The organism is Kitasatospora sp. NPDC088861 (assembly GCF_044750105.1).
Classification (GTDB): domain Bacteria; phylum Actinomycetota; class Actinomycetes; order Streptomycetales; family Streptomycetaceae; genus Kitasatospora.
The window spans coordinates 684668-710228 of the sequence record NZ_JBIVJF010000001.1; the positions used below are offsets into that span (position 1 = coordinate 684668).

Below are 25561 nucleotides of genomic sequence, written 5' to 3' on the forward strand. Positions count from 1 at the left end.
CACGCTGCCTAGGCGTCAGCAGAGACAAGCCAGGTGGTGGCGCAGGGCGGCCGGAGGCGAAACGATTCTCTTGGGTACTCGAAACGTTGCGGTGAAGTCCCGCAGAACACTTCTGGTCCGCACCGGGCACGGCTCGGCGGGTGCCGCCTCCGTCCCGGGCCTGCCGGAGCTCCCGGCGGACGCGGCGGCGGACACGATGGCGCACGTGACGGCCGAGGTGACGGCGGCCGGGATGGCGGCCGGGGTGACAGCCGCGAGGGCGGCCGGGGCGGGGCCCGAACGGCCGCCGATGCCGCTGGACCCGCCGGACCTCCCGCCGCAGATCCCGGCCGAGGCGCCGACAGCCGTCCTCCCGGCGGTGCCCGCTCCGCCGGTGGGGCCGCCGGCCGTCCCCGCGCCCAACTACCCGGAGCCGCCGGCCGAGTCGCCCGCCGTGCCGTCTGCCGCCCCCGCGTTCCGGCCGCTGTTCACCGATGCTCCCGGCCTCAACTGGGCGGGCCCCGGGGACAGTTGGACCAGGGCTTGGGCCGTGCAGGAGCCCGCCGAGGGCCGTCCGGCCCAACTGTCGGCCCGGCTGCCCGTCCCGCTGCCCGCCCCCGACCGCAGCGCCCCCGACCGCAGCGCCTCCCCCGTCGAACAGCCGCTCACCGTACGGGACGTCGAGCTGATCCGGGCCAGCCTGGCGGTCGTCGAGCCGGTCGCCGACCGCGCCACCGCGCACTTCTACGCGCTGATCTTCCTGCACCACCCCGAGGTCCGGGCGCTCTTCCCGGCCGCCATGGACGTCCAGCGGGACCGCCTGTTCCGCGCGCTGCTGGCCGCCGCCCGCGCCGCCGACGACCCGGCCGGCCTGCGCGTCCACCTCGGCGCGCTCGGTCGCGGCCACCGCCGGTACGGCACGCTGACCGGCCACTACGGCCCGGTCGGCGAGTGCCTGGTACAGGCGCTGGCCAGGTACGCGGGCAGCCGGTGGGACGCCGAGACCGAGCTGGCCTGGCGCAGGGTCTACCGGCTGGTCTCCTCGATCATGATCGAGGCCGCCGAGGACGCCGCCCGCACCTCGCCGCCCTGGTGGCAGGGCGAGGTGGTCCGGCACGAGCGCCGCACCCGGGACGTCGCGGTGATCACCGTCCGGCCGGACCAGGCGTACCCGTACCGGGCCGGGCAGTACACCAGTCTGGAGACGCCCTGGTGGCCGCGGGTCTGGCGGCACTTCTCGTTCGCCTCGGCCCCCCGGCCGGACGGGCTGCTGACCTTCCACGTGAAGGCCGTCCAGGCGGGCTGGGTGAGCAACGCGCTCGTCCACCGGGCCGCGCCCGGGGACGTCCTGCGGCTGGGCCCGGCGGCCGGCACGATGACCGCCGACCACGTCGCCGGCGCGGACCTGCTCTGCCTCGGCGGCGGTACCGGCATCGCGCCGATCCGCGCGCTGGTCGAGGAGGTGGCCGAGCGCGGCACGCCGGTCGGCGCCGTCGACGTGTTCTACGGGGCCCGCCGCGCCGCCGACCTGTACGAGCTGGACGGGCTGGACGAGTTGGCCCGGCGGCTGCCGTGGCTCACGGTGCGGCCGGTGCTCTCCGGCACCGGGTCGGCCGAGGGTGCGCTGACCGGCGAACTCCCCGAGGTGGTGGGCCGGTTCGGGCCGTGGGCCGGGCGGGAGGCGTTCCTCAGCGGGCCGCCCGCGATGGTCCGCCGGGGCGTCGGGGTGCTGCTGCGCTCGGGCGTGGCGGCCGAGCGGATCCGGCACGACCTGGTGGGCGACCTCGCGGCGGGGTGATCGGGCGGCGGGGTGATCGGGTGGCCCCGGCGGGAGAATCAGCCGGGATCGGGAGTGGCCAGCGGGTCGGCGGGTCAGCTGGTCAGCGGGTCGGCGGCTCAGCCGGTCAGCCGAGGTCCGGGGCGAGCAGCGCGCGGACGCCCTCGATGTTGGCCGCCAGGTACGCCCGCAGCCGGGGCGGGACGACGTTGACGGAGGTCACCCCCTCGCGGGTGAACGGCAGCCGGACCACCTGGTACTCGCCGTTGGGCTCGTCCACCTCGGGGCCGTGCCGCCGGCTGAGGTCCATCGAGGCGAGTCGGCAGGCGAAGAAGTGCTGCACCTTGACCCCGTGCGGGTGGAGCAGGGTGCCGTCGTCATGGTGCGTGTGGCTGATGGTGTCGACGAAGGCGGGCACCACGTCGACGATCTTGCCGCCGAGTTCCTCGTCCACCTCGCGGTGCAGCGCCTCGACCACGGTGCGGTCGCCGCGCTCGACCCCGCCGCCGGGAGTGATCCAGTACGGCTGGGGCGCGCCGGGCCGGACCCGCCGGATCAGCACGATCGAGGCCGGGCCGTACGGGTCGTCCGGGTCGAGCTCCAGCAGGATCGCCCGCGCGGTGCGCTTCACCACCGGGCGGGGCGGCGGGGTTCGGTTGTCGGGGCCCATGGCGACCTCCGGGGCTGGAGCGTTGTGCGGGAGTCTCCCGCGGGACGGTCCGGCCGAAACCCGCCCGAACCGGTGCGTCCGTTCGGGGGCGGGGAGTAACTGCGGATAGATCTTGGATAGCGAAGGTGAATCTTGAACTGATCTTCCAAATATTGGTCGATTCTGATTCTCACCTTCGAATCGAAGGATTTTGCCGAGTGATCGGTGTAAGAGTGATTGCAGGGAGGTCATCCCTGTGCTGCAATGAGCCACTATCGGGCAGATCGGAGGGCTTCGCTCCGGATGCCCTTTCTGTGCATTGACTCGGGCTGGGGGATGGACGTGGCCATGGATCAGATCGCAGAGCCGTCCAGGACGGTCCGCACCGGGCGCGTCACCAGGTCGCCGACGCCCACCTCGCCGCCCGGCAGCCCGCCGCCGTCCACCTCGCCGTCCACCTCGCCGGGCAAGGGTCGCGGCCCCACCCTGATCGGCTCCGTCCAGCGGGCGCTGCGGCTGCTGGAGGCCGTCGGGGGATTCCGGCAGGGCGCCACCGCCAAACAACTGGCCCGCGCCGCCGGACTGCCGCTCGGCACCGCCTACCACCTGCTGCGCACCCTCACCCACGAGGGCTACCTCCGGCGCTCCGACGGCCGGTTCTTCTACGGGGAGTCGGTCAACGGCATAGGCCGGGCCGACGACCGGCAGTCCGACCGGCACGACCTGCGCACGCGGATGCAGCGGTTACGGGACGAACTCGGGGCCCCCGTCTACTTCGCGCTCTACCGGGACGGCGAGATCCACGTGGTGGACGTCGCCGACGACCCCGGCCGCCCCGCCGTCCAGCCCTGGGCCGACCTCCGCGCCACCGGCCACGCGCACGCCATCGGCCAGTGCCTGCTCGGCCAACTGTCCGAGGAGGAGCGCCGTGACCACCTCGCCCGCCACCCGCCGGTCGGGCTCACCCCCTCCACCGTCACCGGCGAGGCTGCCGTCCTGCGCCGGCTCGCCTCCCTGCGACCGACCATGCCCGTCCTGGAACGTCAGGAGTACGCGCTCGGCACCGTCTGCGCGGCCGTCCCCATCACCGTCGGGCCGATGGTCGCCACCATGGCCCTCTCGCTGCCCGTCGAACAGGCCGACCGGCTGACCGTCGTCGCCGGCCAACTGCGGCGCAGCGTGGGCGCGATGGGCCCGTCGTTCGTCCTCTGACGCTCCTCGCGCCGTCACGGATCCCGTTCGTTCACCATTTGAAAAAGCACACCTTGTCCACTACGTCCCCAAACATGGACGATGGTGACCTAACGGGGATTGGTTGCACAAAACCGTCAGAAAACGCCCCGCACGCAGCAATTGACGACCCCGGCCCCGCGCCCGAAGCCCCCAGCCCTGCCCCCGCCCCCCAGCCCTGCCCCTACCCCCCCCACCCCACGGCCCACCCGGCCGGCCCCACGAGAGGTACTGGCGCCATGCAGCACAGCACAGTCCAGGGACACCTGGTGATGAACCTCGTGGTCTCGCACGAGCTCTCCTTCCGCATCGTGGTGGACCTGGAGTACGAGCCCGACGACCCGTACGCCGTCCGGTTCACCTTCCACCTGCCCGGCGACGAACCCGTCACCTGGGTGTTCGCGCGCGAGCTGCTGCTCGACGGCATCAGCCGGCCCTCCGGCGAGGGCGACGTGCACATCCACCCGGTCGGCGAGGAGCTCACCGAGGTCTGCATCGTGCTGCACTCCCCCGAGGGGGACGCCCTGCTGCGGGCCTCGGCGCCGCCGCTGGTCGCCTTCCTGGCACGCACCGACCGGCTGGTGCCGATGGGCCAGGAGATCACCGGGCAGGAACTCGACGCCGAGCTCGCGGACATCCTCCGGGGATGTGAGAACGCGGGGTGAGCGGTGGCCGCGCCGCTGCCACCGACGAAGGGGCCCGCGCCGGGTGAACCACCCGGGCGCGGGCCCCTCTCGTGTTCGGCCTGACGGTGTTCGGCCTGATGGTGTCCGGCCGCCTCGTGACCGGCCGGGTCGGGTTCGGCCAGTCGGTGCCCGGCCACGGCCGAGGTCAGTCGTCGTCCAGGGCCAGGTGCAGCCCCCACGAGACCAGGCTGATGATCAGCGAGCCGAGCAGCGCCGGCACGAAGCCCGTGACGTTGAAGTCCAGGTGCAGCTTCCCCGCGGCCCAGGAGGTCAGCCACAGCATCAGGGCGTTGATCACGAAGGTGATCAGCCCCAGGGTGAGGATGAACAGCGGGAACGAGAACAGCTTGACCAGCGGCTTGATCAGGAAGTTGACCAGGCCGAAGACCAGGGCGACGGCGACCACCGTCAGGGCCTTGTGGCCCAGGTCGGCCTTGCCGCTCGCGAGTTGGATACCGTTGACGATCCAGGCGGCGACCCAGATGGCCACCGCGTTGATCACTGTCTTGATGAGGAAACCCTTCATGACGCCCAAGCCTGGCAGGCCCCGCCGTCCCGGGGGAAGCTCTCCTCGGACATGTTGGCGCTCCCGCCGGACATCCTGGCGCCCCCGGTCCGGTGCCCGTGGTGTTGAATGCCCGTGGCCCGCACGGTGGATGGACGAAGGAGGGGAGTAGCGGTGAAGCTGTTCCGGTTGGACGAACTGGACGTCGAACGCGCGGCGAACGACGGCGCGTACCTGCGCTTCCTGTGCGAACCGCGGATGTCCGCCGGGCTCTACGCGCTCTCCCCCGGCGACACCGACCCGCAGACCGCGCACGACCAGGACGAGATCTACCAGGTGATCAGCGGTCGCGCCGAACTGACCGTCGGCGCCGAGACCGCCACGGTCGGGCGCGGCACCGTCGTCTACGTCCCGGCCGGCACCCCGCACCGCTTCCACCACGTCACCGAGGAGCTGCGGGTCCTGGTGGTGTTCTCCCCGCCCGAGGGCTGACCGCCCGCGGACCGACCGTCTAGGGTCCTGGGCATGAGCAAGAGCCTGACGGAAGAACTCTGGGCGGCCATCGAGCCGGTGTACGCCGAGATCCTCGCCCACCCCTTCATCGGTGGCCTCACCGACGGCACCCTGCCGCGTGCGGCCTTCCGCCACTTCGTCGTCCAGGACTCGCACTACCTGCGCGACTACGCCCGCGCGCTCGCCGTCTGCGCCGCCAAGGCGCCCGGCGAGGAGGACGTGCGGGCCTTCGCCGACGACGCGGTCGGCGCGCTGGCCGCGGAACAGGGCATGCACGCCGAGTTCCTGACCGCCTTCGGCGGCAGCGCCGAGCAGGCCGCCGCCGAACCGGTGCTGCCCACCACCCGGGCCTACACCAGCTACCTGCTGGCCACCGTCTACGGCGGCTCCTTCGCCGAGGCCGTCGGCGCGGTGCTGCCCTGCTACTGGATCTACGCCCGGGTCGGCGAGGCGCTGCTCGCCCAGGGCTCCCCCGACCCGCTGTACGCCAAGTGGATCGCCACCTACGGCGACGAGGCGTTCCAGTCCGTCGTCCGCCGGGTGCTGGCGCTCACCGACCGCCTCGGCGAGGAGATCTCCCCGGCCGAACGGCGCCGGGTCGTCGAGCACTTCACGACCACCTCGCGCTACGAGTGGATGTTCTGGGACGCCGCCTGGCGCGGCGAGCGCTGGCCGGTCTGACCGCTGGTCGCAGGGGGTGCGGGGCCCTTGCCGGGGGTCGTCCCCGAGGTCCGCACCCGGGTCTCCCCGGGGCCCCGGGTCGGGGTGATCTAGGGGTTCTCTCCGGGCCGACGGGCCTCGTTCCGGCACTCGTGTCCCCGTACGATCGAAGTACCGAAAGCAAGCGGGATGCGGCACCGGACGGCAGCCGACCCCACGGGGAGAGAAGGAACGGTCATGGCTGAGCTCTGGAAGTCGCTGCCCTCCTGGGTGCGGAACATCGTCATCCCGGTGCTGGTCCTGGTGCTGCTCTGGAACATCGTGGGATTCGTCTTCGGTGTCGTCGGCGCCCTGCTGAGCATCATGATCAAGGTGCTGGTCGTCGCCGGCATCGCCGCCGCCGTGGTGGTCCTGGTGAAGAAGGCCGCCAAGGGCTGAGCAACCGCCCGAGGCCCGGCCCCCGTCCAGGGGGCCGGGCCTTCGGCGTTCCTGGCGCGGGGTCCGGCCGGCCGGAGGCGTGCTGGACCTGCGGCGATCGGCTCGCTACGGTGTTGGGCGTCATGTGCAGGCAACACCGCCTGCCGACGCGGGAGCTCGGAGCACCGGGCTGAGAGGGCGCTGACCGGGACGTCGACGGACGGACCGACGGCTGCGTCGACCGCAGGAACCTGACCGGGTAATGCCGGCGTAGGGAGTATGAGGTCAGATGACCACGTTCGAAGCACAGCCGCAGCCTGCCCGCAGCACCGGGAACAGCGGCACCGAGGCCGGCAGCACCGAGGCCGCCACCGCCACCGCCACCGCCACCGCCACGGCCACCGTCACCGCCACCGTCACCAGCGCCGGCACCGGCTACCCCACCCCGGCCTGGCGCAAGGCCTACCGCGAAGGGTCCCGGCCCGACCTGCGGGTCCCGTACCGCGAGGTGCAGCTCACCAACGGCAGGACCGTCCCGCTGTACGACACCTCCGGCCCGTACACCGACCAGGCCTACGAACCCGACGTGCGGCGCGGCCTGCCCGCCCTGCGCGACGCCTGGATCCGCCAGCGCGGCGACGTCGAGGAGTACGACGGCCGCGAGGCGCGCCCCGAGGACGACGGGATCAAGCACACCTCGCCGCGCGGCGGAAACCTGCGCAACCTGGACGCCGTCTTCCCGGGCCGCCCGCGTCGCCCGCTGCGCGGCCGCGGCGGTGCCGCCGTCACCCAACTCGCCTACGCCAAGCGGGGCGTGGTCACCCCCGAGATGGAGTTCGTGGCGCTGCGCGAGGGCCTCGCCCCCGAGTACGTGCGGGCCGAGGTGGCCCGCGGCCGGGCCGTCATCCCGGTCAACGTGAACCACCCCGAGGTGGAGCCGGCGATCATCGGCACCAACTTCCTGGTGAAGATCAACGCCAACATCGGCAACTCCGCCGTCACCTCCTCGATCGAGGAGGAGGTGGAGAAGATGACCTGGGCCACCCGTTGGGGCGCCGACACCGTCATGGACCTCTCCACCGGCCGCAACATCCACACCACCCGCGAGTGGATCCTGCGCAACTCCCCCGTGCCGATCGGCACCGTGCCGCTCTACCAGGCCCTGGAGAAGGTCGACGGCAAGGCCGAGGACCTGAGCTGGGAGGTGTACCGGGACACCGTCGTCGAGCAGTGCGAGCAGGGCGTCGACTACATGACCGTCCACGCCGGCGTCCTGCTCCGGTACGTCCCGCTGACCGCCCGCCGCAAGACCGGCATCGTCTCGCGCGGCGGCTCGATCATGGCCGCCTGGTGCCTGGCGCACCACCAGGAGAACTTCCTCTACACCAACTTCGAGGAGCTCTGCGACATCCTCGCGCGCTACGACGTCACCTTCTCGCTCGGCGACGGCCTGCGCCCCGGCTCCATCGCGGACGCCAACGACGAGGCGCAGTTCGCCGAACTGCAGACCCTCGGCGAACTCGGCCGGATCGCCCGCGAGCGCGACGTCCAGGTGATGATCGAGGGCCCGGGCCACGTCCCGATGCACAAGATCAAGGAGAACATGGATCTCCAGAAGGAGATCTGTGACGAGGCGCCGTTCTACACCCTCGGCCCGCTCACCACCGACGTCGCCCCCGGCTACGACCACATCACCTCGGGCATCGGCGCCGCGATGATCGCCTGGTGGGGCACCGCGATGCTCTGCTACGTCACGCCCAAGGAGCACCTGGGCCTGCCCAACCGCGACGACGTCAAGACCGGCGTGATCACCTACAAGATCGCCGCCCACGCCGCCGACCTCGCCAAGGGCCACCCCGGCGCCCAGGACTGGGACGACGCCCTCTCCGACGCCCGCTTCGAGTTCCGCTGGGAGGACCAGTTCAACCTGGCCCTCGACCCGGAGACCGCCCGCTCCTTCCACGACGAGACCCTCCCCGCCGAACCCGCCAAGACGGCCCACTTCTGCTCCATGTGCGGCCCGAAGTTCTGCTCGATGAAGATCAGCAAAAGCATCAATGAGAAGTTCGGCAACGGTGCGGCCTCGCCCGAGTACGACGAGGAAGCCGTCGAGGGCATGAAGGCCATGTCCGAGGAGTTCAAGGCCCAGGGCAACAAGGTCTACCTCCCGCTGGCCGACTGACGAAGGTCTGACGATGGCGCTGTCCCTTGACACCGAAGAGGCTGTCCTGGGGCAGCGTCTCCTCATCAGCCGGTAGCGTGGTGCTGGGCCATACCCCAGGAGGACAGATGAACCCTGAGCACCTCGCCCTGATCGAGGAGTTCCGCAGGTCCGCCCCGGCGAACTTCAAGATCGAGTTCTCTGGTGACATCGTCATCATGCAGGCGTCGCCCTCGGCCATCCACGAGCGGAACCTCTCCGTTGTCCGCCGACAGTTCGAGGCCCGTGCTCCGGCTGGATACCTCTCCACGGGAAACATGGACCTGACCTCTCCTCAGGTGTCGAAGCTGCGAAACCCAGACCTCACGTATCTCCCCGAAGACGCCATGACGACCACGGAGAACAGGGTTCCGGCCGAGCTGGCTCTCATCGCAGTCGAGATCGTCTCGCCGTCGAACCCGGAGAACGACTGGGTCGGCAAGCTCCGTGACTACCCGCTGATGCAGATCCCGCTCTACCTCTTGGTGGACGCCGCGCAGAAGACCGTCACGCTCTTCAGGGAGCCCGAGGCCGGTCGCTATCGGATGAGGGAAGACGCCGATTTCGGGGAGGTCATCCACATCCCCGAGCCGTTCGGCTTCACCCTCGACACCACGGTTCTGCTCCCGTACTGACGGTCTCGTCCGGTCCGGGCGGTGCGCCAGTGTGGTTGGCCAGCGTGAATGTGCTGGTTCTGGGTTGAAGCTCTGCTCGATGAAGATCAGCCAGAAGATCCGCGCTGAGCACGGTGACGGTTCCAGTGCCGTGGAGACCGAGTTCGACGCCGAGGCGCTGGCCGGGATGGCGGAGAAGTCCGCCGAGTTCGCCGCCCAGGGCAACCGGGTCTATCTCCCGCTGGCCGACTGACGTCCAGCTGCACCTCGCTGCCGCCCCGGTGAGCTTCGACGCTTGCCGGGGCGGCACCGTGTCCGCGCACGGAAGGCGGACGGCAACACACTTGTCCGGACTTCGGACGCGGGCACATCCGGCGTACTACGCTGAGCGCTTGTTCAATCACGCTCAGTGAGGAGCCGGTATGCCGTACTCGCCGTTGCTGATCAAGCCCATGAAAGAGGCGTGATCCGGCCGGATGGAGTTCTGCATTTTGCAGCTAGTGGTGCTAGAGTGCAGATATGACGGCACTCACCATCCGAGATGTCCCGGACGACCAGATCCAGACCCTGAAGGTCCGCGCGGCCCAGGCCGGCAAGTCGCTCCAGGCATTCATGCAGGACCTGATCGCAAGAGAAACGTCCAAGCCCACGATGGCGGAGATGATGGAGCGGCTGAACCGGGAGACCACCGCTCGCGTCAGCGCCGCCGACATCGTTTCTGCCATTGACGAGGGGCGAGCCGGGCGTTGATCGTCATCGACTGCTCCGCTCTGGTTCTGGTCCTCACGGCCCACAGCTCGAACGGAGAGCTCATCCGGAGCCGTGTGGCCGAGGCGGGGGACGTCTACGCCCCCACTCTCCTGGACTACGAGATCCAGTCGGCCCTGCTCGGCATGCAGCGTGGCGGCAAGTTGACCGAGAAGGAGGTGGAAAGAGCGGTCGTCGCCTACCGGATGCTTCCCATCGCCAAACGGGAGACGCTGCCGTTCTGGGACAGGGTGAAGAAGCTGCACGCCAACCTCAGCTCCTACGATGCCCAGTACGTCGCCCTGGCGGAAGCCCTCGGCGCACCGCTGGTCACGAGCGACGCGAGGATCAAACGCAGCGGTGCGGCAAAGTGCGAGGTTGAGGTCTTCGCCGCGAGCCATCCCTGACCGACGCAACTCTTCGTAGTGGCGCGGCGTCCTGGCGTCCCGGCGGGGCGGGGCGGGGCGGGTCAGGCGAGGGCGGGGGCGGGTTCGAGGAGGACGGTGGCGCGGTCGGCGGTGAGGATGCCGAGGATGTAGCCGTCGTCGTCGACGACGGGCCAGACCGCCATGCGCTTGACCCGCATCGCGATCGCGGCCAGGGCCAGGCCCAGGCCCGGCCAGGCGAACGGGCCGCGCTGGTGCGCCGTGGCGCTGATCGAGGTCCGCTCGGTGGTCCGGGGGTGCTCCAGGAAGGTGTGGAGCCCGGTGCGGGTGACCAGCCCCTCGCACCGGCCGTCGTGGCCGCGGACGAGCAGGTATTCGACGTGGGCGCCGCGCAGGATGTCGTTGGCCTGGTCGACGGTGCTGTCGTCGGCTATCTGGTACTCGCAGGGCTCCATCGCGTCGGCGACCGTGAGGCCGTGGCCGGTGCGTGCCGCCTGCGGGGTGTGAGTGGTCACGGTGGTCACCGCTTCCCGTCCCCGGGTGTCCGGCCGGAACGGCCCGGACGACCCTTCACCCAGAACGAAGCCGGAACGGGTACCGGGATGCGGAATGCCCTGGATGTCTTCGAGCCTACTCCTGTGACGGCAGGCCCGCCGGGGGGTGCCGCGGAGTACCGTTGGGAGACAACCGAGGACATTCCGTATACCGGTACCGGCGCTGGTGTCGCCCTGGGTCATGACAGGTCCTTGCGGACCGGACGGGCGGCTTCTGATGCTGCCGATCCCCCTCCCCGTTCCCACCACTCCCGGGCCGTGGTCCGTGCCCGGAGTCCCGTTGCTGCCACGTCTGGTGCTGGAGCCGACGATGGCGCGGGGCGGGGTGTTCGACGGTGCCTGGTGGCCGCGTTCGAACCGGGTGCTGGCCGAACTGCCGGACCTGGTCACCGCGCTCGGCGCCCACCTGGGGCGCATCATCCGGGTGGGCCTGGACACCTCGGCCTGGGACGGCGTGCCCCGTTCCGTCGTGGTGAACGGCCTCCTGATCAGGATCAACTGGCTCACCAGCAGCAGCGCGACGATCAGCGTCACCCGCGGCTTCCAGGACCACTTCCTCCTCCTGGTCGTGCCGCCCCGCACCGACCCGGAGACGGCCTCCACGGCCATGGCGGCGGCGTCGGCGACCGGCAACCGCACCCCGGCGGCCGAACTCCTGCTGGACTGGCCGGGGTTCGGGTGTCAGGTGACGTCGTCGGGGCTGGTGAAGGCGGGGCTGGTGTAGCCGGGGGCGGTGAAGTCGGGGGCCGGGGTGGGGACGGCGCCGGGGCTGGTGAAGTCGGGTGAGGTGTAGTCGGCGGTGGGGACGGGGCCCGGGCTGGAGAAGTCGGGTGAGGTGTACCCCGGGCTGGTGAACTCGAGGGCGCCGGCGGGGACGGCGGGCAGGTGGGTGTGCAGGTAGGGGAGCAGGCCGCGGTCGCGCAGCGCGGTGCGCCATTCGCGGCGGGCGTCGGCGAGTTCGGCGGCGAGTTCCGGGTCGGTGCCGGCCGGGGCGGCGGCGCCGCCGTCGCGTATGGCGGTGAGGACGAGTCCGATGATGCCGATGGCCATTGCGGCGACTCCGGCGGCGAGGGCGACCCAGCCGGCGGTGACGAGGCTGCGGGCGAGGGTGAGGTCGGGGTTGGCGGCGCGCAGCAGGTAGCCGATGAGCAGCAGGACCAGGGCGGCGGTCCAGGCGAGGACCGGGGTGAGCACGGTGAGGACGGGGAAGAGCCCGGCGCCGCCGTTGGCGGAGCGCAGTTGGGTGAGCAGTCCGGGGGCGATGGGTTCGGCGCCCGGGGGCGGCGGGGGTGTGGTGCGCAGGGTCTCGCGCAGCCGGGTGTAGTGCGTGTACTCGGTGGCGGCCGCGGCGGCGATGGCGTCGGCGTCGCGCAGGGCGCGGACGCGCAGCTGGTCGGTGGTGAGCGCGCCGGGGGCGCGCAGGGCGGTGAGGACGGTGTGGTCGCGCAGGGCTTCGGCGAGGAGGCGCTCGTATTCCGGGCGGTCCTCGGCGAGCAGCGGCGGGGGGTTGGTCATGGGGACCCCGTTCATGCGGACCCCGGTTCGCTCCGCCCCAGGGGCCGCGGGACCCTCAGGGGCGCCGAAACGGGCGCGGAGGCGGGCCGCCGGACGGGCGGCCGGGTGTGGTGTGCCTCATGTTAGGGGCGGGCGCGGCCGTGCTGACAGTCGGTTTCCGGAATTTCGCGCCCCGGCCCGCGCGCGTGCGGTGGCCCGGGCGCCGGGAACGCCCGTTCGACCGGCCCCGGTCCGCGGGCCTCAGCTGACGGGGAGTCGGGCGACGAGCAGGCGCCCTTCCATGGTGACGCCGCCGTCCATGGCCACCGCGAGGTCGTCGGCGTAGACGTAGGGGCCGGGGATGTGCGGCGGCTGGCCGTCGTCGGCGTGCACCGCGCCGGTGAGGTACGGGATGGGGCTGTGCCCGTGCACGATGCGGGTGCCGCCGTAGGTGTCGAGGAGTTCGTGGACGGCCGTCGGGCCGGCGTCGCCGCGGAAGGCGAAGCGCTTGGTGAAGCGGCGGAAGCAGTCCCACCACTCGTCGACGCCCTCGTCGGCGAGCAGGCTGTGGACGGCGTCGTTGACGTCGGGGATGGACTCGCCGTACTCCAGGTACGCGGTGGTGTCGGAGTGCAGCAGCAGGTGGCCGTCCTCCAGCGCGATGGCGGGCAGCCGGGAGAGCCAGCTGATGTGGTGGCCCTCCAGCCGGTCCAGGTCGTGCTGCTGGCCGCCGTTGAGCCGCCAGGCGGCGAGGAAGGAGGCGGTGCCGGCGGTGGACTGGACGGGTTCGTCGCCGTACCGGGCGGCGCCGAGGAAGAGCAGCTCGTGATTGCCCATCAGGGCGCGGCAGTAGCCGCCGGCGGCGGCGGCTTCGGCGGCGAGCTGCATCACGAGGTCGATGACGCCGATGCCGTCGGGGCCGCGGTCGGTGAAGTCGCCGAGGAACCAGATCCGGGAGCGGCCGGCGGACCAGTGGCCTTCGGCGTCGATCAGGCCCTGGTGGCGCAGCTCGGCGCGCAGCTCCTCCAGGTAGCCGTGCACGTCGCCGACGACGTAGAGCGGGCCGGGGGGCTCGCCGGGGCCGGGGGCGGGGTACGGGTAGCTGGGCGCGGAGGGGTCGGGCAGCGGCGGGCCGAGTTCGATGGTCGGCGGGTCGTCGCGGCCGGGGGCCTGGTGGGCGTGGTCCTGGTGGGCGTGGTCCTGGTGGGCGGGGGACTGCTGGTCGGGCAGGGTCGGCTCGTAGCCGGGGTGGTCCTGGTGGGAACCGGGGTGGTCCTGGTGGGAGAAGAGCGGGGCGTTCTCCGGGGCGTGCACGGTGTGGTCCTGCCCGTCGGCGGGCCAGTGCTGCTCCAGGTAGCGGGCTCCGCCGTAGCCGCTGTAGGTCTCCGCTTCGTACGGCGTGCCGGGGTAGCCGGTGGCGGGCTCCGGTTCGTAGTAGGTGCCGTACGGCAGCACGTCGAGGTCCGGCTGGTGGCGGGGGCCTGAGTCGGGGTGTTCAGGCCCGGGGAAGCGGTCCTCGGGTGTCATTCGCCCATCATAGGAAGACCACTCTCCCGGCGTCGTCACCTGGTGGGTATCCAATCCTCCGGAGCGTCAGCCGGGCCGTCCCGCAAGGTCCGTTTTGTCCCGGCTCGGTATGGTCTAGACCTCGCCCGGGAGTCGGGGAGGGCTGACGGTGGTGCGCGGGCTCCGGCGCTGGGAGGACGCGCGGACGATCAGCTCGGTCGGCATCAGGGTGCCCGGTGGCGGGCCGGTGCCGGCGGTGCGGAAGCGCGGCGGGAAGAGCCGGGCGATGTCGACGCCCGTCCCGGAGTCGACGCCCTCGATGGCGTCGATGAGCAGGTTGACCACGGTGGTGCCGATCCGGCGGGGCTTGAGGGAGAGCGTGGTGATCGGCGGTTCGGTGGTGGCGTAGACGTCGCTCTCGCTGCAGCAGACCAGCAGCAGGTCGTCGGGGACCCGCAGGCCGTAGCGGCGGGCGGCGGCGAGCAGGTCGGTGCCGTTGGGGTCGAACAGGCCGTAGACGGCGTCGGGCCGGTCGGGGCGGGCGAGCAGCCGGTCGGCGGCGACGGCGCCGGCGGCCGGGTCGTGCGCGGGGTAGGCCTCGTAGACGGGCTCCTGGCCGACCTTGGCGCACCAGCCGAGGTAGGCCTCGGTGGAGAGCCGGGTGTAGGTGTCGGTGCTGGTGCCGGTGAGCAGGCCGATGCGGCGGGCACCGGCCTCGGAGAGGTGGTCGAGGATGCCGAGCACGGCGGCCTCGTGGTCGTTGTCGACCCAGGCGGTGACCGGGCAGTTGCCGGGCTTGCCGTCGCTGACGACCGGGACGCCGGACCGGTACAGCTCGCTGACCAGGGGGTCCTGGTCGGGCGGGTCGATCACCACGGTGCCGTCCAGGGCGATGTTGCCCCAGACGTCGTGGCGGGAGGAGGCGGGCAGCACCACCAGCGCGTAGCCGCGGCCGAGGGCGGCGCTGGTGGCGGCCCGGGCCATCTCGGCGAAGTACGCGAACTCCGTGAAGGTGAACGGTTCTTCACCGTAGGTCGTGACGGTCAGCCCGATCAGGCCGGACCGTCCGGTGCGCAGGGTGCGGGCGGCCGCGGAGGGCCGGTAGCCGAGGCGCTCGGCGACCTCGCGCACCCGGCTGCGGGTCTCGTCGGGCAGGCGGCCCTTTCCGTTCAGCGCGTCGGAGACGGTGGTGATCGACACTCCGGCGGCTGCTGCCACATCCCGGATGCCGGCCCGTTCCAGACGCCGTGAGGTGGTGGGACGCCGACCGCTCTGGTTGGCTGCTGCTGTCATGGCGGACCGATCGTATGGCTCCTGACAAGGGTCTGTGACCGGCGCATCGGGAGCCCTCGGAGATACGTTTCTCCAAGAGTGAGCCGGGGTGCGCTCCTTCGATACCCGCACGAAACCAGCCGTCTTACCTCTGACATGTGCCAAAGGAACCCGGCAGAATGGCTGATCTGCGCCTGTCACCCGACCGGGCATCTCACCCCTACGGGTGAGCGCGGTCGGTATCGTTCAAGGCACCCGACCGGGGTGCCCCGGACGCGTTCCGAGATCCCGGGCACGGTGGCGATCCCACAGGTGGCGGGGGCGACCGCACCGGAGAACACGCGCCGAACACGCGCCGAACGCGTGCCGAACGCGCGCGGACAGCATCGAGAAGGAGTAGGACCGTGACGAGTACGTCAGCGCAGGGCCCGCGGCTGCGGCCGACCCTGGACGGCATCCCCACCTACAAGCCCGGCAAGCCGGCCGGCGCCGACGCGTACAAGCTGTCCTCCAACGAGAACCCGTACGACCCGCTGCCCGGCGTGCTGGAGGCGGCGGTCGCGGCGGCCGGCTCGCTCAACCGCTACCCCGACATGGCCGTCGGCGAGCTCAGCGAGGTGCTGGCCGAGCGCTTCGGCGTGCCCGTCGAGCACATCGCCACCGGCACCGGCTCGGTCGGCGTCGCCCAGTCGCTGATCCTCGCCACGGCGGGCCCCGGCGACGAGGTGGTCTTCGCCTGGCGCTCCTTCGAGGCGTACCCGATCATCACCCAGGTCGCCGGCGCGACCCCCGTCCCGGTGCCGATCACCGAGGCCGGCGACCACGACCTGGACGCGATGCTCGCCGCGATCACCCCGAAGACCCGGCTGGTGTTCGTCTGCAACCCCAACAACCCCACCGGCAACGTGATCCACCGCGCCGAGCTGGAGCGCTTCCTGGACGCCGTCCCGTCCGACGTCCTGGTGGTCGTCGACGAGGCGTACATCGAGTTCATCCGCGACCCCGAGGTGCCCAACGGCATCGACCTCTACCGGGACCGCCCCAACGTCTGCGTGCTGCGCACCTTCTCCAAGGCGTACGGCCTCGCGGGCATGCGGGTCGGCTTCGCGATCGCGCACGAGCCGGTGGCCAACGCGCTGCGCAAGACCGCCGTCCCGTTCGGCGTCAGCCAGCTCGCCCAGAACGCCGCCGTCGCCTCGGTGCGCGCCGAGCAGGCGCTGCTGGAACGGGTGGACGCGCTGGTCGAGGAGCGCACCCGGGTGGTGGCCGGGCTGCGCGCCCAGGGCTGGGAGATCCCGGACTCGCAGGCCAACTTCGTCTGGCTGGGGCTCGGCGAGCGCTCGCAGGAGTTCGCCGTCGCGTGCGCCGAGGCCGGGGTGATCGTCCGGCCGTTCCCGGAGGGCGTCCGGATCTCGATCGGCGAGACCGAGGGCAACTCGATCTTCCTCTCGGTGGCCGAGGCGTTCCGCAAGACGCTCTGATCCCTCCCTTCTCCGTAGGGGCGCGCCGTTCACGGTGCGCCCCTACGGCGTTCCCGGGGGTCTGGGGCCGGTCGGCGGTGGGACCCGGGGCGCTGCCGGATGGCTGGAGATCACCGGAACTCACCGGAACTCACTGGGAGCCCGCTGGGAGTTCGGCCAACGACGGCCCACGGCACGGCCAAGGCGCCCGCGCGAACCGGGCGGTGTGACCGGAATGCCCGGATCCGCCCGGTCAGTCTTCTCCCAGCCCGCGCCCAGGGCTCCGCAAGAGCGCCCAGGAAAGCTGTCCGGCATGAAGGTGCTCCCGCGACGGCGAGGCGTCGTCCTCGTCAACTCCGCGCTCGGCGTGGCGCTCCTGGGCGGTGCCGCCCTGGTGTACGCCACAGTGAACAGCGGCACCAGTGCCGCCGCCGGCAAGACCCAGATCCGTACGGCGACCGTGGCCAAGGGAACGGTCCTGGCCACCGTGTCCGGAACCGGCACCCTGGTCTCACCGACCGACGCGGCCCAGGACTTCGCCACCGGCGGCCGGCTCACCTCGGTCAAGGTCGCGGTGGGGGACGCCGTCAAGAAGGGCCAGGTGCTCGCCACCGTCGACACCACGGCCGCCCAGCAGCAGGTGGACGCCGCCCAGGCGTCCCTCACCACGGCCAACGCCAACCTCACCAAGGCGCAGGCCGGTGTCACCACCACGACCACCCAGCCGCTGCCGGGTGCGACCTCCGGCGCCGGCGGCAACGGCGGCGGTGGTGGGGACCGCGGAGCGGGCGCGAACAGCACGCCCGCTCCGCAGACCACCACCATCACCACCACCAAGGTCGACGACGCGGCCGTCGCCCAGGCCCAGCAGCAGGTCGCCACCGCGCAGACCACCCTCGCCAACGCCCAGGCGGCGCTGACCGGCACCACCCTGACCGCCTCGGTGGACGGGACGGTCGCGTCCGTCTCGGCGAAGGTCGGCGACACCGTGGGCGCGAGCTCCGGCGGCTCGTCCGGCTCGTCGGGCTCCACCGGATCGACCGGGTCGACCGGCAAGTCGTCCACCGGCAGCACCGCCTCGGGCGGCGCGCCGAGCGGCTTCATCGTGCTGACCAACCCGACCGGGATGCAGGTCACCGCCAACTTCTCCGAACTGGACTCGCTCAAGCTCAAGAAGGGCGAGGCGGCCACCGTCACCCTGAACGCGCAGTCCGACACCAAGCTCAACGCCAGTGTCCTGTCCGTCAGTTCGCTGCCCAGCAGCAGCGGCGGCAGCGCCGGCTCGACGGCCGTCCAGTACGCCGCCACGCTCCAGCTCAGCGGTGACACCAGCGCGCTGCGCACCGGCCTCAGCGCCACCGTCCAGGTGATCACCGGCGAGGCGGACAGCGCGCTGTCACTGCCGACCTCCGCGCTCTCCGGCACCGGCGCCAGCCGCACCGCGACCGTGGTGCACCCGGACGGCTCCAGCGAGCGGGTCAGCGTCGGGGTCGGCGTCGAGGGCGACAGCACGGTGCAGGTGGTCTCCGGGCTGAAGGAGGGCGACAAGGTCGAACTCCCCACCACCAGCGGCGGCAACGGCTTCCCGAACGCCTCCTTCCCGGGGATCGGCGGCGGCCAGGGTCGTGGCGGCCAGGGCGGCGGCGCCGGCCTGGCGGGCGTCGGCGGTGGCGGCGGTGCCGCCGGCGGCGGCGGGGCCGGCCGGGGCGGTAAGGGCTGAGCATGCGTCACGTCATCGACAAGCGCGTCCCGGCGGCGCCCCCGCCCGTCATCCAGCTGCGCCGGATCACCAAGGCGTACGGGCACGGCGACGCCGTCGTGCACGCGCTGCACGGCCCGGAGGACCCGGACACCGGCGGCCCGCTCGGCGTCAGCCTGAACATCCACCAGGGCGACTACGTCGCGGTGATGGGCAGCTCCGGCTCCGGCAAGTCCACCATGATGAACATCCTCGGCTGCCTGGACGTCCCGACCGCCGGCCGCTACCTGCTGGACGGCATCGACGTCGGCCACCTCGACGAGGGGCAGCTCGCGCTGGTCCGCAACCGCAAGATCGGCTTCGTCTTCCAGTCCTTCAACCTGATCCCGCGCACCACCGCGCTCGCCCAGGTCGAGCTGCCGCTCGCCTACGCGGGCGTCCGGGCCTCGGAGCGGCGCCGCCGAGCCCTGGCCGCGCTCTCCCTGGTCGGCCTCGCCGAGCGCGCCGGGCACCGGCCCAACCAGCTCTCCGGCGGCCAGCAGCAGCGCGTCGCGGTCGCCCGGGCACTGGTCACCGCACCGGCGATGCTGCTCGCCGACGAGCCCACCGGCAACCTGGACAGCCGCTCCACCGAGGAGGTCCTCGACCTCGTCGACGCGCTCAACGCCACCGGCCGCACCGTCGTCCTGATCACCCACGAGGACGAAGTCGCGCGGCACGCCAAGCGGGTGCTCCGGCTGGTCGACGGCCGGATCGTCAGCGACGTCCGGCAGGCCCCGGTGGACGGGCCGCCGCCGCTGCTGCGCGAGCTGGGGGTGTCGGCGTGATCCTCTGGCAGATGCTCCGCTTCGCGGTCGGCGGCCTGGCCGCCAACAAGGTGCGCTCGGCGCTCACCATGCTCGGGGTGCTGATCGGCGTCGCCTCGGTGATCCTGCTGCTGGCCGTCGGCAACGGTTCGTCGGTGGCGGTGAAGGAGTCGATCACCTCGCTCGGCACCAACTCGCTCACGGTCAGCTCCGGTTCGGCCAGCGGCGGCGCCCGTGCCACCTCCTCGGTGAAGAAGCTGACGGTCGCCGACGCCAAGGCACTGGCCGCCGACACCGACTCGACCGCGATCAGGTCGGTCGCCCCGGTGGTCACCACCAGCGGGACGGCGCTGTACGGGGACATCTCGTACAGCCCCGGCTCGATCGTCGGCACCTACCCGGCGTACTTCGAGACCGCCAACCAGAAGGTCGCGCACGGCGAGTACTTCACCGACGACGACGTGCTCGGCTCGCGCAAGGTCGCGGTGCTCGGCGCCACGACGGCCAAGCAGCTGTTCGACACCGTGGACCCGGTCGGCAAGAAGATCGTCCTCGGCGGCACCCCGTTCACCGTGGTCGGCGTGCTCCAGGCCAAGGGCGGCAGTGGCTTCACCGACCCGGACGACGTGGTGATCGCCCCGCTGCCGACCGTGCAGAACGCCTTCACCGGCTTCGGGGCCGTCAACCAGATCCTGGTGCAGGCCAGTTCGGCCGACAGCACGACCGCGGCCCAGGCCGAGATCACCCGGGTGCTGCTCGGCACCCACGCGATCGCCGACCCGACCAAGGCCGACTTCCGGATCACCAGCCAGTCCTCGCTGCTCACGGCGAGGGAGAGCACCACGAAGACCTTCACCGTGCTGCTCGGCGCGGTGGCGGCGATCTCGCTGCTCGTCGGCGGGATCGGGATCACCAACATCATGCTGGTGACGGTCACCGAGCGGACCAGGGAGATCGGCATCCGCAAGGCGCTCGGCGCCCCGCGCGCGGTGATCCTCGGGCAGTTCCTGACCGAGTCGACCCTGCTCTCCGTGCTAGGCGCCGGTCTCGGGGTGGCCGCCGGGATCGCCGGCTCGCACTTCAGCATCGTCGGCATCAAACCGGTGGTGATCCCCGAATCCGTGATCGGCGCGTTCGGCATCGCCGTCGCCATCGGGCTGTTCTTCGGCAGCTACCCCGCCAACCGGGCCGCCTCGCTGCGGCCGATCGACGCCCTCCGGCACGAGTAGGACTCCCATGAGCAACGAGATCGCCACGGTCAGCAGCAGCACGCCGGCCGAGCAGGTCGCCCTGCTCGCCACCCCGCCGGACGCCCGCGACGTCACCGCCGAGCTCGCCGCCCCGCCGCGGCGCAAGCTGCCCTGGCTCAGCCTGGTGCTGGCGGGGGGCGTCATCGCCAGCGGGGCCTTCGCGGGCGGGGTCTGGTACCAGCAGAACCACGGGACGAAGAGCGGCTCCTCGCACGCGACGGCCTCTGGCGCTGTGCCGCAGCAGCGGGCGGCCGGGGCGGCCGGGGCGAGCGGTGGCGGGTACGGGCAGGGCGGCTCCCGCCGGGGTGGTCAGGGTGGTGGTCAGGGCCAGGGCACTGGTCAGAGCCAGGGCGGGCAGGCCGGGCTCACCCGGGGCACGGTCAAGGCCGTCGACGGCACCACCGTCTACCTGACAGACGCCAACGGCAACACCGTCAAGGTCACCACCGGCGACGCGACGAAGGTCCAGCTCAACAAGGAGGGCAAGGTCGCCGACCTCCAGCCCGGCCAGAGCGTGACCGTCGTCGGCACCCCCGACGCCAACGGCGGCTACGCGGCCAGCCAGCTCGTCGAAGGCGCGGCCGCCGGTGCGGGTGGCGCGGGTGGCTTCGGCGGCGGTGGCTTCGGCGGTGGCGGTGCTCCCAGGAACCCGTCCGGGGGCTGACCCCGTAGCTCCCGGACGCCGCGAGGCCCTCGCCCATCCCTGGGGCGAGGGCCTTCGCATGTGGTCAGCGCTGGTTGTCGCGTTCGTCGCCGGGGTGTGGCGTTTTGAGGGTCGCGATGGCACCGAGGGCCACGATGACGATCGCGGGCGCGAGGAGGAAGACCAGGGCCGCGCCGACGAAGAAGCTCATCACCCCCACGCCTCGTCCCGTTCCACGTCGCGGAGGAGGTGGAGGAGGTTGAGCAGAGTGCTCACGGGGGCGTTGCCGAAGTCGACGAGGATCCGGCCGTCGAGGGTGGTCTCGTGGGGGAAGGCGGAGCCCCAGAGGAGACCGTAGGAGCGTCCGCGCTGGTGCACCTCGCCGAGCAGGGCGACGATCTGGGGCGGGGTGTAGTCGCGCATCCGGGGGTCGTCCGGCGCGACGGGTTCGCGGGCGGCGCTCACGCGGCGAAGTCCAGCTCGTACCAGACCGTTTTGCCGCGCTCCTGGGTGTCCACGCCCCAGCGGTGCGTGAGCCCCTCGATGAGCTGGAGCCCCCGGCCGGCGGTGGCCAGGTCGGGGAGCTGGTGTCGCTCGGGGAGGACGTCGCTCTCGTCCGAGACGGAGACCCGGAGGGTGCCGCCGAGGAGGGAGAGGAGGACGACGGGGGAGGCGGTCTTACCGTGTCGCCACGCGTTGACGACCAGTTCGGCCAGGGCGAGTTCGGCGAAGAAGATGGTCTCGGCGTCCCACCCGGAGCGGGTCAGGGCGTCCCGCAGGGACTGCCGGGCGAGCGCGAGCGAGGGGGTGTTGAGGGTGCACACGGGAACCTCCGCGAGGCTGCTGGTGTGGGGAGGGGGGATGCCTTCAGCGTGCGGGCAGCAGGCGCCTACTACCCGGCGAACAGGCATTGCTGACGATCCGTCGGATCGATCTGGGGTTGACGATAGCGCATCGGAACTTAAATTTAGGTAGTTGCGAGGAAGATCCCTCTCCCGGGGGACGGATGGTCCTTGCCGTAGCCGACGCGGCACACTGATCCCACAGGATGTTGAGAGGACGCCATGCCAGGTCGCCACAACCCAACCCTTCGTCAGCGTCGCCTGGGCGCTGAACTGAGAAAGATGAGAGAGCAAGCGGGCCTCGGGGGCAGCCAACTTGCTCGCGTGCTCGGAGTGAGCCCTGCCCAGGTGACGCAGATGGAGAGCGGGAAGACCAGCGTCAGTGTGGACCGGCTCCGTACAGTCGCCGATGCCTGCGAGTGCTACAACCAGCCGCTCATCGACGCCCTCAACGGCATCATCACAGTGCGAGACAAGGGTTGGTGGGAGCAGTACCGCAACCACATCCCCGACGTCTTCCTCGAATCCGCCGAGCACGAGGACTTCGCGGCAACGACGATCAGGGTTTGCGCGTCGACGTTCCTTCCGGGACTTCTGCAGACAGACGACTACACACGAGGAATCTTCAGTCGACGGATCCCTCGACTTCCTGCCGACGAACTCGATCTGCATGTCGCGTTCCGTTCGGAGCGCAGAACAAGGGTCCTTCAGGGCCCTCGGAAGAAGCTCGAAGCCTATCTACATGAGTCCAGTCTGCTCACACGCTTCGGTGGCACCGACGTGCTGCGAGGGCAGCTTCACAGCCTGATCGATGACTCCCTCAGGGATGACATAAGCATCCGCGTCATCCCCTTCACCGCCCACACCTATCCCGGACCGGTCGAGAGCCTCATCTACACCTCCGGGGAGGTACCCGAGCTTGATACGGCCGAGGTGGAGTCATCGCAGGGCCCGATTTTCTTCGACGCCCCGAGCGAGCTTGAGTCCTATCGTGAAGTCTTCAACCGCATCGAGAAGGCTGCTCTCAATGGCGAGGATTCGCGAGATCTGATCCATCGCACGGCCAAGAACCTGAAAGGCTGAGATGTCTCAAGACCAATGGCAGAAGTCGTCCTTCAGTAGCTCCAGCGACAACTGTGTGGAGGTCCGCGCGGTCGCCGGACTGATCGAACTCCGGGAGTCCGACGAGGGCGAGGTCATCGTCCGCACCACCGCCCTCAAGTTCGCCGCGTTCCTCCGGGGCGCGAAGGCCGGGGAGTTCGACCACTTCACCGCCGACGCCTGAGCGAAACGATCCGGCGGCCCCTTGCTGCTCTCGCAAGGGGCCGCCGGGGTGACTGCTGTCAGTGCTGCGGGCCGGGCGGGGTGGTGGCGGGGGCGCCCGTGCCGGTGCCGGTGTTGTTGGGGTCGGACTTGGGTGCCGGGTCGGGGATGTCGGCCATCGGCAGGGACTTCTTGGGCGTGCCGCGCAGGGCCTGGTTCATGGCGTCCTGCCAGATCGGGCCGGGGCCGTCGGCGCCGAACACCTCGCTGTGGTACTTCCCGTTGATGGTGATGTTGCGCATCTCGACGCCGCCGTTGGGGCCGCCGAGCCAGACGGCGGTGGCGAGCTGCGGGGTGTAGCCGTTGAACCAGGCGGCCCGCTTGCGGTCCGAGGTGCCGGTCTTGCCGGCGATCTGCCGGTTGTCGTCCAGGTTGAGCGCCGCGCCGGTGCCCTTGTTCTCGGTCACGCCGTTCAGGACGGTGTTCATCGCCCGCGCCGTGTCATCGGAGAACGCCTTCTCGCACTGGCCGGCCGGGACGGGGACGTCCTTGCCGTCCACGGTGGTGATCTTGTTGATGGCGATCGGGGCGCAGTGCGTGCCCTGGGCGGCGAAGGTCGCGTAGATGTTGGCCATGGTCAGCGGGCTCATCTCCTCCACTCCCAGCGCCATCGCGGGGACCTCCTCCAGCGGCTTGCCGCTGGCCTTGCCGGTGACGCCCAGCTTGTTGGCCATCTGCTTGACCGCGCAGAGGCCGATCTCCTGCTCCATCTGCACGAAGTAGGTGTTGACCGAGAGCGCCATCGCCTGCTTCAGCTGGTAGGGGCCCTTCTCGTTCTCGCTTTCGTTGGGCACCACCGTCTTGGGCCGGCCCTGGTTCTTCCAGGTGCCCTCGCAGGTCTTCATCGTCGGGTACTCGAGCTTGTTCGGGGCCGAGTACTCCTGGGTCGCCGGCAGGCCGGCCTCCAGGGCGGCGGCCGCGACGACCGGCTTGAACGTGGAGCCGGGCTGGAAGCCGTTGCCGCCGCCCATCGCCGCGTCGACGTTGAGGTTGACGACGGTCTGGTTCTTGTTGGCGTCCAGGCCGTACGGGCGGGTCTGGGCCATGGCGAGGATCTTGCCGGTGCCCGGCTCGACCATGGTGGCGGCGGCCGAGACGCTGTCGGTGATCTTCACGTTGGAGGTCACGGCGTTCTGGGCGGCAGCCTGCTTGTCCGGGTCCAGCGTGGTGTAGATGTTCAGGCCGCCGGTGTCCCAGAACTTCTTGCGGTCGGCGGCGCTCTGGCCGAACGCCGGGTCCTGCTTGACCACGTGCCGGACGTAGTCGCAGAAGAAGCCCATGCCGCCCTGGGCGGTGGCGGTGATGCAACCGTTCTGCGGGTCCTTGAAGTTGAGACCCAGCGGGGCGGCCTTCGCCTCCTTGGCCTGGTCCGCGGTGATGTGCTTGTTCTCCAGCATCTTGTCGATGACCGTGTCCCGCCGTTTCTGCGCGGCCACCGGGTGCAGCTTCGGGTCGTACTGGGAGGGGTTCTGCACCAGCCCGGCCAGCATGGCGGCCTCGGCGATGGTCAGGTCCTTGTTGCTCTTGCTGAAGTAGCGCTGGGAGGCGGCCTCCACGCCGTAGGCGCCGTTCCCGTAGTACGTGATGTTGAGGTAGTTGGTGAGGATCTGGTCCTTCGACAGGTCCTCCTCCAGCTTGATCGCGACCTTGAGCTCCTGGATCTTGCGACCCAGGGTCTTGCGCTGCGCTTCCTGTACCGCGGCCTGGTCCTCGCCCGCCTTCTCGACGTTGACGTTCTTCACGTACTGCTGGGTCAGCGTCGAGGCACCCTGCGAGGCGGTGCCGCTCTCGGCGTTCTTGCTGATCGCGCGGAGCACGCCCTTGAGGTCGACGGCGCCGTGCTCGTAGAACCGGGCGTCCTCGATGTCGACTTGAGCCTGTCGCATGAACGGCGACATCTGCTCAGGGGTGATGACCGTGCGGTCGCGCTCGTACACCTTGGCGATCAGGCCGCCCTTGGCGTCGAAGATCTGCGTCGCCTGGGTGAGCGGCGGAGTCTTGAAGTCACTGGGGATGTCCTCGAAGCCCTCCGCCGTGCCCTTGGCGGTCAGCCCGAAACCGCCGGCGGCGGGCAGGGCGAGGCCAGCCAGCAGCACACCGGACACCACGCTCGCCGCCAGGAAGATCGCACCGAAGCGGGCCAGCCGGAGCGGCGTCCTGCGGGGCGGGGGGAGAGCCACACTGTCGGAGGAATTCAATATCGGAGGGAGATTCGATTCCATCCCGGAATGCTAGTCCTCACGCACTCTGCGGATCGAACGTTTTTTCGCTCAAGGCTGTCACGGCTGTGCAACAGCTAGCGGAAGTCGACCGCGGCGCGTCAAATCGCATACGCACCAAATTGGCGCA

The 25561-nt window shown here is 71.0% G+C and carries 28 protein-coding genes, 1 pseudogene and 1 riboswitch; of the genes and pseudogenes, 19 read left to right on the plus strand and 10 right to left on the minus strand.

Translation table 11 applies throughout. The features are described from left to right. Window positions 1-91: 91 nt before the first annotated feature. A complete protein-coding gene (locus ACIP37_RS02955; protein WP_400804356.1) occupies window positions 92-1777 on the plus strand; it encodes a globin domain-containing protein in 1686 nt (561 codons plus the stop codon). 106 nt (window positions 1778-1883) lie between these two features. Here the strand turns inward: ACIP37_RS02955 and ACIP37_RS02960 are convergent, their stop codons facing one another. Continuing rightward, window positions 1884-2426 carry an NUDIX domain-containing protein gene (locus ACIP37_RS02960; RefSeq protein WP_363581602.1) on the minus strand — a complete coding sequence of 181 codons (543 nt, stop codon included), beginning with the start codon at window positions 2424-2426 and terminating at the stop codon, window positions 1884-1886. A gap of 327 nt (window positions 2427-2753) precedes the next feature. Here ACIP37_RS02960 and ACIP37_RS02965 point away from each other — a divergent pair, with 327 nt between their 5' ends. Next, on the plus strand, window positions 2754-3617 hold the full coding sequence (locus tag ACIP37_RS02965) for a helix-turn-helix domain-containing protein (protein ID WP_363628020.1): 864 nt from the start codon (window positions 2754-2756) through the stop codon (window positions 3615-3617). Between the two features lie 257 nt (window positions 3618-3874). Beyond that, on the plus strand, window positions 3875-4300 hold the full coding sequence (locus ACIP37_RS02970; protein ID WP_363581598.1) for an SsgA family sporulation/cell division regulator: 426 nt from the start codon (window positions 3875-3877) through the stop codon (window positions 4298-4300). Between the two features lie 166 nt (window positions 4301-4466). On the opposite strand, the gene ACIP37_RS02975 is transcribed toward ACIP37_RS02970, so the two are convergent. Continuing rightward, window positions 4467-4847, minus strand: a complete 381-nt coding sequence (locus tag ACIP37_RS02975) for a phage holin family protein (RefSeq protein WP_363581596.1) — start codon at window positions 4845-4847, stop codon at window positions 4467-4469. A 153-nt stretch (window positions 4848-5000) separates the two neighbouring features. Between ACIP37_RS02975 and ACIP37_RS02980 the strand changes: the two genes are divergently transcribed. From ACIP37_RS02980 to ACIP37_RS03015, 8 genes and pseudogenes are all read left to right on the plus strand, one after another. Further along, the gene (locus ACIP37_RS02980) at window positions 5001-5318 is read left to right on the plus strand and encodes a cupin domain-containing protein (protein WP_363581594.1); all 318 of its coding nucleotides are present in this window, start codon (window positions 5001-5003) and stop codon (window positions 5316-5318) included. Window positions 5319-5351: 33 nt separating this feature from the next. Further along, window positions 5352-6020 carry a thiaminase II gene (gene tenA, locus ACIP37_RS02985; protein ID WP_063348422.1) on the plus strand — a complete coding sequence of 223 codons (669 nt, stop codon included), beginning with the start codon at window positions 5352-5354 and terminating at the stop codon, window positions 6018-6020. Window positions 6021-6236: 216 nt separating this feature from the next. Beyond that, window positions 6237-6437 (plus strand): DUF5326 family protein, encoded by a 201-nt coding sequence (locus ACIP37_RS02990; protein WP_063348421.1) that lies wholly within the window; start codon window positions 6237-6239, stop codon window positions 6435-6437. Between the two features lie 138 nt (window positions 6438-6575). Then, window positions 6576-6710, plus strand: a riboswitch (TPP riboswitch). Continuing rightward, on the plus strand, window positions 6706-8598 hold the full coding sequence (thiC, locus tag ACIP37_RS02995; RefSeq protein WP_400804363.1) for a phosphomethylpyrimidine synthase ThiC: 1893 nt from the start codon (window positions 6706-6708) through the stop codon (window positions 8596-8598). It overlaps the preceding riboswitch by 5 nt. Window positions 8599-8705: 107 nt before the next feature. Next, on the plus strand, window positions 8706-9251 hold the full coding sequence (locus ACIP37_RS03000; RefSeq protein WP_363581590.1) for a Uma2 family endonuclease: 546 nt from the start codon (window positions 8706-8708) through the stop codon (window positions 9249-9251). 49 nt (window positions 9252-9300) lie between these two features. Then, a pseudogene (locus ACIP37_RS03005) lies at window positions 9301-9483 on the plus strand (phosphomethylpyrimidine synthase ThiC); the annotation flags it as partial. A 266-nt stretch (window positions 9484-9749) separates the two neighbouring features. Further along, the gene (locus ACIP37_RS03010) at window positions 9750-9980 is read left to right on the plus strand and encodes a FitA-like ribbon-helix-helix domain-containing protein (RefSeq protein ID WP_363581588.1); all 231 of its coding nucleotides are present in this window, start codon (window positions 9750-9752) and stop codon (window positions 9978-9980) included. Next, complete coding sequence (locus ACIP37_RS03015) at window positions 9977-10384, plus strand: type II toxin-antitoxin system VapC family toxin (RefSeq protein WP_363581586.1); 408 nt, start codon at window positions 9977-9979, stop codon at window positions 10382-10384. Before ACIP37_RS03010 ends, ACIP37_RS03015 begins: the two co-directional genes overlap by 4 nt. 62 nt (window positions 10385-10446) lie before the next feature. Here the strand turns inward: ACIP37_RS03015 and ACIP37_RS03020 are convergent, their stop codons facing one another. Next, window positions 10447-10878, minus strand: a complete 432-nt coding sequence (locus tag ACIP37_RS03020; protein WP_363581584.1) for a CBS domain-containing protein — start codon at window positions 10876-10878, stop codon at window positions 10447-10449. A gap of 319 nt (window positions 10879-11197) precedes the next feature. Here ACIP37_RS03020 and ACIP37_RS03025 point away from each other — a divergent pair, with 319 nt between their 5' ends. Beyond that, window positions 11198-11641: a DUF5994 family protein gene (locus ACIP37_RS03025; protein ID WP_400804368.1), complete on the plus strand. Its 444-nt coding sequence runs from the start codon at window positions 11198-11200 to the stop codon at window positions 11639-11641. Here ACIP37_RS03025 and ACIP37_RS03030 read toward each other — a convergent pair. The 3 genes from ACIP37_RS03030 to ACIP37_RS03040 all read right to left on the minus strand — a co-directional run bounded on the left by ACIP37_RS03030 (window position 11599) and on the right by ACIP37_RS03040 (window position 15210). Further along, complete coding sequence (locus ACIP37_RS03030; protein WP_400804371.1) at window positions 11599-12432, minus strand: hypothetical protein; 834 nt, start codon at window positions 12430-12432, stop codon at window positions 11599-11601. The genes ACIP37_RS03025 and ACIP37_RS03030 overlap by 43 nt on opposite strands. 240 nt (window positions 12433-12672) lie before the next feature. Beyond that, window positions 12673-13938 (minus strand): metallophosphoesterase, encoded by a 1266-nt coding sequence (locus ACIP37_RS03035; RefSeq protein ID WP_400804374.1) that lies wholly within the window; start codon window positions 13936-13938, stop codon window positions 12673-12675. Between the two features lie 114 nt (window positions 13939-14052). Beyond that, the gene (locus ACIP37_RS03040; protein WP_387807453.1) at window positions 14053-15210 is read right to left on the minus strand and encodes a LacI family DNA-binding transcriptional regulator; all 1158 of its coding nucleotides are present in this window, start codon (window positions 15208-15210) and stop codon (window positions 14053-14055) included. 383 nt (window positions 15211-15593) lie between these two features. Here ACIP37_RS03040 and hisC point away from each other — a divergent pair, with 383 nt between their 5' ends. The 5 genes from hisC to ACIP37_RS03065 all read left to right on the plus strand — a co-directional run bounded on the left by hisC (window position 15594) and on the right by ACIP37_RS03065 (window position 21068). Then, window positions 15594-16670, plus strand: coding sequence for a histidinol-phosphate transaminase (hisC, locus tag ACIP37_RS03045; protein ID WP_371517822.1), 1077 nt, complete (start codon window positions 15594-15596; stop codon window positions 16668-16670). Window positions 16671-16962: 292 nt separating this feature from the next. After that, window positions 16963-18369, plus strand: coding sequence for an efflux RND transporter periplasmic adaptor subunit (locus ACIP37_RS03050; RefSeq protein WP_400804379.1), 1407 nt, complete (start codon window positions 16963-16965; stop codon window positions 18367-18369). 2 nt (window positions 18370-18371) lie between these two features. Then, on the plus strand, window positions 18372-19175 hold the full coding sequence (locus tag ACIP37_RS03055; protein ID WP_350876857.1) for an ABC transporter ATP-binding protein: 804 nt from the start codon (window positions 18372-18374) through the stop codon (window positions 19173-19175). Then, window positions 19172-20383, plus strand: a complete 1212-nt coding sequence (locus ACIP37_RS03060; protein ID WP_363581570.1) for an ABC transporter permease — start codon at window positions 19172-19174, stop codon at window positions 20381-20383. The genes ACIP37_RS03055 and ACIP37_RS03060 overlap by 4 nt, the downstream gene beginning before the upstream one ends. 7 nt (window positions 20384-20390) lie before the next feature. Then, on the plus strand, window positions 20391-21068 hold the full coding sequence (locus tag ACIP37_RS03065; RefSeq protein WP_363581568.1) for a hypothetical protein: 678 nt from the start codon (window positions 20391-20393) through the stop codon (window positions 21066-21068). 64 nt (window positions 21069-21132) lie between these two features. Here ACIP37_RS03065 and ACIP37_RS03070 read toward each other — a convergent pair whose 3' ends face one another. From ACIP37_RS03070 to ACIP37_RS03080, 3 genes are read right to left on the minus strand one after another with little or no spacing between them, the layout of a single operon-like run. Beyond that, window positions 21133-21258, minus strand: a complete 126-nt coding sequence (locus ACIP37_RS03070; RefSeq protein WP_363581566.1) for a hypothetical protein — start codon at window positions 21256-21258, stop codon at window positions 21133-21135. Beyond that, complete coding sequence (locus ACIP37_RS03075) at window positions 21258-21512, minus strand: hypothetical protein (RefSeq protein ID WP_363581564.1); 255 nt, start codon at window positions 21510-21512, stop codon at window positions 21258-21260. The genes ACIP37_RS03070 and ACIP37_RS03075 overlap by 1 nt, the downstream gene beginning before the upstream one ends. After that, complete coding sequence (locus ACIP37_RS03080) at window positions 21509-21871, minus strand: ATP-binding protein (RefSeq protein WP_363581562.1); 363 nt, start codon at window positions 21869-21871, stop codon at window positions 21509-21511. Before ACIP37_RS03080 ends, ACIP37_RS03075 begins: the two co-directional genes overlap by 4 nt. Window positions 21872-22111: 240 nt before the next feature. Between ACIP37_RS03080 and ACIP37_RS03085 the strand changes: the two genes are divergently transcribed. Both ACIP37_RS03085 and ACIP37_RS03090 read left to right on the plus strand, forming a co-directional pair. Next, entirely contained in the window at window positions 22112-22972 is an 861-nt protein-coding gene (locus ACIP37_RS03085) for a helix-turn-helix transcriptional regulator (RefSeq protein WP_363581560.1), read from the plus strand. Window position 22973: 1 nt separating this feature from the next. Then, window positions 22974-23174 (plus strand): DUF397 domain-containing protein, encoded by a 201-nt coding sequence (locus tag ACIP37_RS03090; protein ID WP_400804386.1) that lies wholly within the window; start codon window positions 22974-22976, stop codon window positions 23172-23174. A 58-nt stretch (window positions 23175-23232) separates the two neighbouring features. Here ACIP37_RS03090 and ACIP37_RS03095 read toward each other — a convergent pair whose 3' ends face one another. Further along, a complete protein-coding gene (locus tag ACIP37_RS03095) occupies window positions 23233-25392 on the minus strand; it encodes a transglycosylase domain-containing protein (protein ID WP_363581556.1) in 2160 nt (719 codons plus the stop codon). Window positions 25393-25561: the final 169 nt, after the last annotated feature.

Coding starts and splice junctions, on each gene's coding strand:
- tenA (WP_063348422.1), top strand. CDS start 5,352: ATGAGCAAGAGCCTGACGGAAGAACTCTGGGCGGCCATCGAGCCGGTG.
- ACIP37_RS02970 (WP_363581598.1), top strand. CDS start 3,875: ATGCAGCACAGCACAGTCCAGGGACACCTGGTGATGAACCTCGTGGTC.
- ACIP37_RS02975 (WP_363581596.1), bottom strand. CDS start 4,847: ATGAAGGGTTTCCTCATCAAGACAGTGATCAACGCGGTGGCCATCTGG.
- ACIP37_RS02960 (WP_363581602.1), bottom strand. CDS start 2,426: ATGGGCCCCGACAACCGAACCCCGCCGCCCCGCCCGGTGGTGAAGCGC.
- ACIP37_RS02965 (WP_363628020.1), top strand. CDS start 2,754: ATGGATCAGATCGCAGAGCCGTCCAGGACGGTCCGCACCGGGCGCGTC.
- ACIP37_RS03070 (WP_363581566.1), bottom strand. CDS start 21,258: ATGAGCTTCTTCGTCGGCGCGGCCCTGGTCTTCCTCCTCGCGCCCGCG.
- ACIP37_RS02990 (WP_063348421.1), top strand. CDS start 6,237: ATGGCTGAGCTCTGGAAGTCGCTGCCCTCCTGGGTGCGGAACATCGTC.
- ACIP37_RS03040 (WP_387807453.1), bottom strand. CDS start 15,210: ATGACAGCAGCAGCCAACCAGAGCGGTCGGCGTCCCACCACCTCACGG.
- ACIP37_RS03065 (WP_363581568.1), top strand. CDS start 20,391: ATGAGCAACGAGATCGCCACGGTCAGCAGCAGCACGCCGGCCGAGCAG.
- ACIP37_RS03055 (WP_350876857.1), top strand. CDS start 18,372: ATGCGTCACGTCATCGACAAGCGCGTCCCGGCGGCGCCCCCGCCCGTC.
- ACIP37_RS03000 (WP_363581590.1), top strand. CDS start 8,706: ATGAACCCTGAGCACCTCGCCCTGATCGAGGAGTTCCGCAGGTCCGCC.
- thiC (WP_400804363.1), top strand. CDS start 6,706: ATGACCACGTTCGAAGCACAGCCGCAGCCTGCCCGCAGCACCGGGAAC.
- ACIP37_RS03085 (WP_363581560.1), top strand. CDS start 22,112: ATGCCAGGTCGCCACAACCCAACCCTTCGTCAGCGTCGCCTGGGCGCT.
- ACIP37_RS03010 (WP_363581588.1), top strand. CDS start 9,750: ATGACGGCACTCACCATCCGAGATGTCCCGGACGACCAGATCCAGACC.
- ACIP37_RS03035 (WP_400804374.1), bottom strand. CDS start 13,938: ATGACACCCGAGGACCGCTTCCCCGGGCCTGAACACCCCGACTCAGGC.
- ACIP37_RS03050 (WP_400804379.1), top strand. CDS start 16,963: ATGAAGGTGCTCCCGCGACGGCGAGGCGTCGTCCTCGTCAACTCCGCG.
- ACIP37_RS03030 (WP_400804371.1), bottom strand. CDS start 12,432: ATGACCAACCCCCCGCCGCTGCTCGCCGAGGACCGCCCGGAATACGAG.
- ACIP37_RS03090 (WP_400804386.1), top strand. CDS start 22,974: ATGTCTCAAGACCAATGGCAGAAGTCGTCCTTCAGTAGCTCCAGCGAC.